Annotated in this window: 8 protein-coding genes; 2 read left to right on the top strand and 6 right to left on the bottom strand. The window is 59.6% G+C overall.

Going from position 1 to position 8,994, the window contains the following annotated elements; translation table 11 throughout:
* Positions 1-214: 214 nt before the first annotated feature.
* The 4 genes from AB5Y92_RS11180 to trmB form a co-directional block, all read right to left on the bottom strand.
* The gene (locus AB5Y92_RS11180) at positions 215-1,510 is read right to left on the bottom strand and encodes a sulfurtransferase (RefSeq protein WP_204383968.1); all 1,296 of its coding nucleotides are present in this window, start codon (positions 1,508-1,510) and stop codon (positions 215-217) included.
* A 29-nt stretch (positions 1,511-1,539) separates the two neighbouring features.
* Entirely contained in the window at positions 1,540-2,460 is a 921-nt protein-coding gene (glsB, locus tag AB5Y92_RS11175; RefSeq protein ID WP_368226785.1) for a glutaminase B, read from the bottom strand.
* A 122-nt stretch (positions 2,461-2,582) separates the two neighbouring features.
* On the bottom strand, positions 2,583-2,915 hold the full coding sequence (locus AB5Y92_RS11170) for a YggL family protein (protein ID WP_005348158.1): 333 nt from the start codon (positions 2,913-2,915) through the stop codon (positions 2,583-2,585).
* 48 nt (positions 2,916-2,963) lie between these two features.
* Positions 2,964-3,677, bottom strand: coding sequence for a tRNA (guanosine(46)-N7)-methyltransferase TrmB (gene trmB, locus AB5Y92_RS11165; protein ID WP_005335228.1), 714 nt, complete (start codon positions 3,675-3,677; stop codon positions 2,964-2,966).
* 349 nt (positions 3,678-4,026) lie between these two features.
* Here trmB and AB5Y92_RS11160 point away from each other — a divergent pair, with 349 nt between their 5' ends.
* Positions 4,027-5,208 (top strand): PLP-dependent aminotransferase family protein, encoded by a 1,182-nt coding sequence (locus tag AB5Y92_RS11160; RefSeq protein WP_368226784.1) that lies wholly within the window; start codon positions 4,027-4,029, stop codon positions 5,206-5,208.
* A 73-nt stretch (positions 5,209-5,281) separates the two neighbouring features.
* On the opposite strand, the gene AB5Y92_RS11155 is transcribed toward AB5Y92_RS11160, so the two are convergent.
* Entirely contained in the window at positions 5,282-6,811 is a 1,530-nt protein-coding gene (locus AB5Y92_RS11155) for an EAL domain-containing protein (protein ID WP_064337622.1), read from the bottom strand.
* Between the two features lie 253 nt (positions 6,812-7,064).
* Here AB5Y92_RS11155 and AB5Y92_RS11150 point away from each other — a divergent pair, with 253 nt between their 5' ends.
* Complete coding sequence (locus tag AB5Y92_RS11150; protein ID WP_368226783.1) at positions 7,065-7,970, top strand: TIGR01777 family oxidoreductase; 906 nt, start codon at positions 7,065-7,067, stop codon at positions 7,968-7,970.
* A 119-nt stretch (positions 7,971-8,089) separates the two neighbouring features.
* Here AB5Y92_RS11150 and AB5Y92_RS11145 read toward each other — a convergent pair.
* Positions 8,090-8,994, bottom strand: a 905-nt coding sequence (locus tag AB5Y92_RS11145; RefSeq protein WP_368226782.1) for an ABC transporter permease, incomplete at its 5' end; no start/stop codon positions are given.

The following is an 8,994-nucleotide window of genomic DNA, read 5'->3' as shown; positions in this document are numbered from 1 at the left end:
GTGCAGTAAGCTCCTGCTGAGCAACACGGCGCTGGCGCAGGGTTAACTGGGGAAAAAGGGACAACAGGTGTTGAAAGGCTGGGGTATCCATGATGATAGACCTCAAGGTGATGGCCTACTTCAAGATTAGCCTTTCAACACGTAATTGGGACAGAGCCAATGAAAAAGGCCGGACATCTCTGTCCGGCCTCTTCTTTTCAGCGCCAGCGCGCAATCATGACTTGGCGGGCTGACGCTCACCGGTCACGGTCGGGTTCTTGGGATCGGAACTCCACTCGTACCAACCGCCGTCGTAGACGCTGATCTGTTTCCAGTCCATCAGCCAGGCGTAGAAGAAGGCCTCGGAGGCGCGCCAGCCGGTACCGCAGTAGAACGCAGCCTGCTGAGTTGGCTCGATGTTCCACTGCTCCCACATGGCGAGGATTTCGCGGGCCGGCTTCATGGTGCCGTCCGGGTTGTGGAAATCGCTCATGCTGTTGGCATCCACCCCACCGTGACCCCACTTGGCCCCCGGGATATCGCCCTTCGGCTTGATGTAGCTGTAACCTGAGGTGTTGCCGACAAACTCGTCCCAGGTACGCACGCTGACCAGTGCGCTATCGGGCTTCTTGAGCAGCTCTTTTGCCTGACTTAACGTGGTGTAGTACTCGGGGTGAGCGGGAATGGCCACGCCAAACTCCTTCACCGGCTCATATTTGTTGGGCAGACCGGTTTCGGTGCGCAGGTGCTGGATAAACCAGGCATCCAGACCACCGTCCAGCAGTCGTACATCTTCCACCCCCGCATACATCATCAGGTGCGCGGCACGGGCAGCCGCCATAGTGTTGCGACCATAGAGGATGACGGTGGTGTCGTGACGGATGCCGTTATCCAGCAGCAGTTTCTTGAGCGCTTCGTCAGAGACCTTGTTCCACAGCGGCTCCTCTTCGAGGCTGTTGGTATCGATATAACCGGCCCCCGGGATGTGGCTGATGAGGTAGGCCTTGGGTGAACCCCAATCCACTTCAAACAGCCTCCAGTCACCCTTGGGCGCCGCGGCAACCGGCTTGCCCTCTTGCAGATCCGCCAACCAGCGCGGATAGACCAGCTGCTGCCAGCGTGCCAGCGACTCGCGCGGTGCGGCTTGCCATCCTTGCAGCTCGAACAGCTGCTTGATCCCCTGCTTGCGCAGCAGACGGGCCACCTCGGCCACTTCGCGGGACGCACCGTAGAGGGCAACCGGACGATCGGCCTTCAGCCCCTTGATCTCGAGCGCCTTTGGCCACTCTTCATCGCTGTATTTCCATTCTGCTGAGAGGTTCTCGGCGCCCGCCACATGACCGCCCTGCTTCTCCCCTTCCATCGGCCACCCCTGATAGAAGTAGCTGGCGCGGGTATCCAGGATGACAGCCTGTTTGGCCTTGGCATCGGCCAGCGAGAGCGGTGGCAACTCCCCTGCCACGGCGGGCAGGGCACACCAGAGCAGTAAGGTCGCCAGCGCGGCCTGCAGGAAGCGAAGATGTCGTTTCATGGTGATTTCTCGATTCATAGTGAACAAGGTTAAAAAATGGAGCGACCCAGCCGCTCAGCCAGCAGCTCCAGCGCCGCCGTGCCCGCCAGCGAGTTACCGGCTTTGTTGAGCTCGGGCGACCAGACACAGACGCAGAGCTCGCCCGGGATCAGGGCGATGATACCGCCGCCGACACCCGATTTGCCCGGCATGCCGACCCGATAGGCAAAATCGCCCGCCTCGTCATAGAGGCCGCAGGTGGCGAGCAGGGCGTTGACCTGCTTGGTGGTGCGGGCGGGCAGCAGCGGCACGCTCTCGCCCAGTGGCACACCACGGTTGGCCAGATAGATGAATGCCCGCGCCAGATCGACGCAGCTCATGCGAATGGCACAGGCATTGAAGTAGCTTTGCAGCACCTTGTCCACTTCGTTTTCGAAGTTGCCATAGGCCTTCATCAGATAGGCGATGGCGGCGTTGCGGGCAGAGTGCTGATATTCGGAGCGGGCGACCACCTGATCCGCCATGATGGCCGGATTGCCGGAAAGACGGCGCACCAGCTCGAGGGTACGCTGACGGGGCGCAGTGAGGCGGGTCTCCAGCAGATCGCTCACCACCAGCGCCCCAGCATTGATAAAGGGGTTGCGGGGGATCCCCTGCTCGAACTCGAGCTGAACCAGCGAGTTAAAGGGCTGGCCGGAGGGCTCCTTGCCAACACGGGCCCAGATCTCCTCCTCCTGATAGAGAGTGAGTGCCAGGGTCAGGCTCAGGGCCTTGGAGATACTCTGGATGGAGAAGGGTTCAAAAGCGTCACCGGCGGTGAACAGCTCCCCCTCGACGCTACAGACTGCAATACCAAGCCGATCGGCCGGTACCTGAGCCAGTGCCGGAATGTAGTCGGCCACCTTGCCTTGTCCCAGCAACGGGCGCACCTCTTCAAGGATGCTGGCCAGTAATTCGGATGACAACACCATAAGCAATAAGCGATTCCATGACTAAAACAGCGGTGGAGATCCCATCCCCACTGACAAAAATCCCGCCAGCGGCGGGATTTTTCAGTTACCCACAACAAGGCGCCAGATGCGGCAGCCTTGTATCAGGCCGGTTCACCGTACCAGAGGTCGAACAGCTCAGTAACGACCACGGCTTCCATCCCCTTGCCTTCCAGCCAGGATTTGACGGCGGCGCGGTCTTCTTCGGTACACTTGCCCAGTTGCTGGGTGCAGATCATCCCTTCCCAGGCCAGGTGACCGGAGCCGGCAAAAGCCAGTTTGCGGGGTTCAACAACCTCATCGATCATCGCATCGACTACCGCATCGATGGTCTCTTCGGCAGTGCCGACCGGGAAGTTGAAACTGATGTCGAAACCCATTTCCTGGAATTCATCGACGCGCAGTTTCTTGCGCAGGCGGCGGCTACGATTGGCCATGATAGCTCCTCAAGTTAGTTGATACGCTAGGTGTGTTGACGTGCCAGCTTAGCTGACACGCTTGAAAATCAGATCCCAAACTCCGTGGCCGAGACGGTGGCCACGTTGCTCAAATTTGGTCAGCGGACGCCAGTCCGGACGGGGCACCCAGTTGCCGGTGGCAGAGGTATTCTCGTAACCCTCGGCGGCGCTCATCACTTCCAGCATGTGCTCTGCATAGTTTTCCCAGTCGGTCGCCATGTGGAACACGCCACCGATGGCCAGCTTCTGGCGAATATCCTGAGCAAACGCAGGCTGTACGATACGGCGCTTGTGGTGACGGCTCTTGTGCCAGGGATCCGGGAAGAAGAGCTGCAGGCAGGAGAGTGAACCGTTCGGGATCATGTGCTCCAGCACTTCCACCGCATCGTGGCAAATCACTTTCAGATTGGTGACCCCCGCTTCCTGAGCGGTACCCAGACAGGCGCCCACGCCCGGGGAGTGCACTTCAATGCCGATGAAGTTCTTCTCAGGGGCATTCTTGGCCATCTCCACCAGAGAGGCGCCCATGCCAAAGCCGATCTCCAGCACCACAGGTGCCTCGCGGCCAAACAGTGCGACCAAATCGAGCTGCTTTGGCTCGAAATCGATACCCATGACCGGCCAGAGCTCTTCCAGGGCCTTCTCCTGCCCTTTGGTCAGGCGGCCTTCGCGACGGACAAAGCTGCGGATCTTGCGCATGAACTTGCCGTCTTCGTTAAATACATCTTGGGTCACAGGCATAATGGTCTCGTTATTTCATCAATCCGGGTAATACATCTTGTGTCCGATCCCGAGCGGGACCGCTCGCGGCTCGGCATTTCATCGACCCGCGAAAACAGGGGAGCGAATTATCCCAAGATAGGCCCAAGGCGCAAGTGTTTCGCGCAACAAATATTCCGGCCATCCACTTCCCAGCTCCCTCACTGGCATCACCACACCGACTAACCGTCCAATATAATCCGCAGTAGAGTCGTTCCAGCCCTTTTTTGGCGATTTTTGTGACAATCATTGCCTCATTTCTGAAATCTGATACAAACGGATAACCTGGCGGTCGAATGGAGCGACCGCCCACATGCCGAGAGAATTGTCTATGCAGCCGTTTTTTGCCCAGCGCTTCGAGAAGGTCGAGCCTTCCTTTATCCGTGAAATCCTCAAAGTTGCCGCCAATCCGGAGATCATCTCCTTCGCCGGTGGCCTGCCCAATCCCCACCTGTTTCCGGTCAAGGCGATCGATCAGGCCTGTCAGGATGTGCTGCGCGAACAGGGGACTGCCGCCCTGCAATATGCGGCGACCGAAGGCTTCGCCCCGCTGCGCCAGTATATTGCCGACCGCTATCTGGCCCGCCACGGCATGCAGATCAATCCGGACAACATCCTCATCACCAGCGGCTCCCAGCAAGCGCTGGATCTGCTGGGCAAGGTGCTGATCGACGAGGGGCAGGATCTCATCATCGAAGAGCCGGGTTACCTTGGCGCCATTCAGGCTTTTTCTGTCTACCAGCCCACCTTCAAGCCGATCACCCTTGGAGAAGAGGGTCTGGATCTGGCTGCGCTGGATGCGCTGCTGGCAAGCGGATCCAATGCCAAACTGCTCTACGGCGTGCCCAACTTCCAGAACCCGAGCGGTGTATCCTATAGCCGTGCCAACCGCGAGGCTCTGGCCGAGCGACTGGTGCGCCACAAGCTGTTGATGGTGGAAGATGATCCCTACGGCGAGCTGCGCTTCGAAGGTGAACATCTGCCCCCGATTGCCAAGCTGGCGCCGAACAATACCGTGCTCCTCGGCTCCTTCTCCAAAACCGTGGTGCCCGCCTTCCGGCTGGGCTGGATGCTGGTGCCGGAGTGGCTGCGCAAGAAGGTGACCATCGCCAAACAGGCGACCGACCTGCACAGCAACGCCTTCAGCCAGCAGGTGCTGCACCGCTTCCTGATGGATAACTCCCTTGACGCCCATCTGGAGAAGATCAAGGAGGTCTATGGCCGTCAGCGCGCTGCCATGGAGGCCGCGTTGGCCCGTCACTGCCCGCCCGGCGTCAGCTACACCCGACCGGAAGGGGGTATGTTCCTCTGGCTGACCCTGCCAGCCCACATCAGTGCCATGGCGCTGTTTGACGAGGCGATCAAAGAGAAAGTGGCCTTCGTACCCGGCGCCCCCTTCTACGTGCGCCCCGAGATCAAGAACACCCTGCGCCTGAGCTTCTCCTGCGTCGATGAAGCGACCATCGAGGAGGGGGTTAAACGCTTGGCCCGCGCCCTCCAGCGCATGCTCTGAACGCCCAAGCCAAACGGTATCAACAAAAAACCAGCGAGCGATCGCTGGTTTTTTATGCTCCCCATTAAACCGTTCAGCCAAATAGGGTCTTGCAAAACTGCTTCATCGGAATGGGACGGCTGTAACGATACCCTTGCAGATAGTCAACGTGGCGCGCCCGCAGGTAGTCCGCCTGCGACTGCTTCTCGACCCCCTCCGCGATCAGGATCAATTCAAGTCGCTTCGCCAGATCAATCACGTTTTCAACGATATGGCTGGAGAGTGCATCCGTGCCGATCATCTCCACAAAGCTCCGGTCAATCTTGAGTGCATCGACCTGAAACTGTTGCAGATAGGTGAGACTGGAGTGACCGGTGCCAAAGTCATCGATAGAGATCAAGACGCCCAGTTTGCGCAGTTCGGCAAACATCTGAGCGGTTGTCTCATCAGCCACCAGCAGTTCACGCTCGGTCAGCTCCAGCCCCAAATCAACGGGATTGTCTTTAAATGCGTCAAGAAACGCCTTGCAGTCAGCCAACAGGTCAAGGTCCTGAAAGTGCTTGGCGCTGATATTGAAGCAAAAATGGAACTTTGCCGGCAACTTGCGGGCATAAGGGGAGAAGTGATCGCGCACCTGCGCCATCAACAGGCTGGTCATGGGCACGATCAGCCCGCTATCTTCCGCCAGCGGAATAAAGCGATCCGGCGAGATCATCCCCTGCTTGGGATGCTGCCAGCGCATCAGCACCTCACAGCCACGCCACTGCTCATCCTCACCGGAGACCACCGGCTGCAGATAGGGGATAAACTCCTCTTCGATCAACGCCCGCTTGAGCTCTTCCGCTGGTGAGCTGCTACGCCCCATCAGCCTGAAGGTGCCGAATCCAATCAGCAGCGCCAGCAGCGGAGAGAGGAACAAGGTATATCTGGAGTAGCGCCATGCGTGGCTCCAGTAGTCATGTACCGTGACCCGGGTGACGACCTGATAGGGGAAATCGGCCGAAGCGAGGGCAATATAACCCTCTTCTGTCGGAGAGGGCGCCGCCCCGACCTGGCCTGAACCAAACAGAGCCCTCTGCCCCACCACCAGAGCCATCGGGGAGTTCTTGCTGGAGATCTCCAGGGTATTGCGCAGGTAGTAGCCATCTACACCGATCAGCACACTCCCCTTGTCCGTTTCATGACGCAGCACGATCAAGGGGCGATCCGGTGTGACCTCATTGCCAGGCAGCAATTGCAGCCTGCCATCCACATAACTGTCAGGATTGAAGGGGCCATCGTAGTCACCATAGAGCGAGGTGCAGTAGATGTGGCTGCCGACAGCCAGATTGGCGGAACGGACATCAGGCACAGTGGCCACCTGTTCGCGCAGCAGTTGTGCCGCCTCCTTGCAGGAGTGACCAAGCATCCCCTCCACATTGATGGCCGCCTGCCGGGCATGGCCGATGGAGCGATCAAACATCATACGGGCATGCTGCAACCGTGAATCGGCATCACGCTCTATCTCCGTCACCGTCTGCCAGATAACGGCAACAACCCCCAGCAGCAGGATCCCGCCCCCCATCAGCAGCGCCAGCAGAATCCTCGAGTAAAGCTGGCGAAGTTTCAAACGACGAAATGGCATAGCGGCCTCTTTGATGCTCGGATGATGGGTGACAGCCTCGTTGGACAGGCGAAAAGGGTCGCCATAATAGCGATTGTTCAACAAATCTCCACCCAACAAAAATCAATCAATTCAAACTATTGTTGAACAATATCTGGTAAGAAAAAGATAGAGTTAAAACCAGTCTAGTGAACAACACATGCCAAGCTCGTCCACTTGTTGCAGGAGGACGACGCCATTAGAGTAGAGCAAACGGCAGCAGGAGCGTGCAGCGATGAAGATTCTTATTACCGGAGGGACCGGCTTTATCGGCCGCAAGCTGGTTGCCCATCTCAAGGTCAATCACGAGGTCGTGGTCTTGAGCAGGCAGGGGAGCCACGCCTACTCCCTGCTCGGTCACGATATCAAGGTATTGGATAACCTCGACCGGCTCGATGACCTCAATGACGTGGACGCGGTGATCAATCTGGCCGGCGAACCCATCGCCGCCGGACGCTGGAGCGAGTCGCGCAAACAGCTGCTCTGCGATAGCCGCTGGCTGTTGACCGAGCAGCTGGTGGATCTCATCAAGCTATCCAGCACGCCGCCCAAGGTGCTGATCAACGCCTCCGCCATCGGCTGGTATGGCAGACAGGGCACCGAAACCCTCGACGAGCAGTGCCGCTCTCCCAACGACGAGTTTACCCACCAGCTCTGCCAGCAGTGGGAGACCCTGGCGCAGGAAGCCCAGAGCCGCCAAACCCGAGTCTGTATCGTGCGGATCGGGCTGGTGCTTGGCATGGATGGCGGCGCCCTGCCCAAAATGCTCCCCCCCTACCGACTCGGACTCGGCGGCCCCATGGGGTCAGGCAGCCAGATGATGAGCTGGATCCATGTGCAGGATCTGGTGCGCGCCATGCTGTTCTTGCTGGATCACGAAGAGTGCAGCGGCATCTTCAACGGCACTGCGCCCCATCCGGTCAGCAACCGGGAGTTCAGCCAGACCCTTGCCACCACGCTGCACCGTCCACACCTCTTCTTCGTCCCGGCGCCGCTGTTGCAACTGGTGATGGGGGAGGCGGCAGATCTGCTGCTGACCGGACAAAAGGTGATACCAGCACGGCTGCAACAGGCCGGTTTCCACTTCAGCTATCCCGAGCTGTCGAGCGCCCTCACCAATCTGCTGCGCGAGCCCCGCTAACTCACACCCGCTCGCGGCGTCAGCTCCTCGCATAGCAAGCAGCCCGGCCAATGGCCGGGCTGCTTGTTTATGGTGGCTGCGCTATTGCACCTTGTGTGCATCGGCTCGCGCTGGCGGGATTACAACAGTCCCTGACCCAGCCCCCGCAGCCGATCGCTCAGGGTGCCAGCCAGCAGCTGGCGCCGCATTCCCTGACCGGCCAGGGTGACCAGCAGCGCCCCCAGGGTTGGCAATCCGAGCCAGATGCGCCAGTGAAACTGCCACTGACCATCAAACCACCAGAACTGCAGAGCAAAGGCACACAACTCCACCACAATGGCGGCACAGAGTCCGGCCAGCAAGCCACTCGCCACCAGCTCCCAGCGCAACATCTTGCCAAGCAGCGCGCTGCCAGCCCCCAGAGTGCGCATCAACAGCAGTTCGCGCCGCCGCTGGGCCATGCTGGCCTGAGTCTGGGTCAGCAGCACCAGCAGCGCCGCCACCGTCACCAGCCCCAACATCAGTGCCAACGCCCGGCTCACCTGCTCCGAGACCCGGGTCAGCCGCACGATGAGATCATCCACATCAATCAGGCTCACCGTCGGATGGTGGCGGATCAACCCCACCTCGGCGGCACGCCCCTCTGGCGGTAGCCGGTAGCTGCCGATCCAGGTGCGGGAGAAGGGGGCCAGCAGATCGGGTGAGAAGAGCATGTAGAAGTTGGGCCGCATGTTGTCCCACTTGATACTGCGCAGACTGGTGACCCGTGCCCCGAAGCTGCGCCCCTCGATGGTAAAGGCGAGCATGTCCCCCAGCTTGATATCGAGTCGTTTGGCCAGTTCGCTGTCGACCGATACCTCGCCGGGGCCGGAGAGCCATTTCCCTGCCACCAGCTTGTTGTCGGCTGGCAGGGTCGTCGTGGTAGTAAAGTTGAGCTCCCGATCGACCCCTTCGCGACCACTGCGAGCCCCCTCACCCACCGCATCACCGGCGATATGGGTCAGGCGCCCGCGCACCATGGGATAGAAGTCGGAGGTAACAGCGC

It is taken from the genome of Aeromonas sp. R1-1, assembly GCF_040908495.1.
Taxonomy (GTDB): domain Bacteria; phylum Pseudomonadota; class Gammaproteobacteria; order Enterobacterales; family Aeromonadaceae; genus Aeromonas; species Aeromonas veronii.
The sequence above is the reverse complement of the archived record's forward strand: the minus strand, read 5'-3'. Positions and strand labels throughout refer to the sequence as shown.